Source organism: Methanoculleus sp. UBA208 (genome assembly GCF_002498065.1).
GTDB lineage: Archaea > Halobacteriota > Methanomicrobia > Methanomicrobiales > Methanoculleaceae > Methanoculleus.
Window position 1 is genome coordinate 1 of the sequence record NZ_DAFZ01000070.1, and the last position, 214, is coordinate 214.

A 214-nucleotide genomic window follows, 5' to 3' on the forward strand; every position below is an offset into this window, starting at 1 on the left:
CCCGCGCCCCGCCCCCCCTCCCTGTACCCACCCCCCAAGGGGGATACCCCCACGGTCCACTATATGGGATTCTACCACAAATTTACTGGCCCTGTACTCCGGGCCACGCATAAACCCCTGATGTGCTCATGGTACTGCAAAACCGCACCAAACCACCCCCTTTACCGTGCAAAAACCCCTTCTGCCTCTGGCCTCCTTCCCCTGCGGGGAAGTC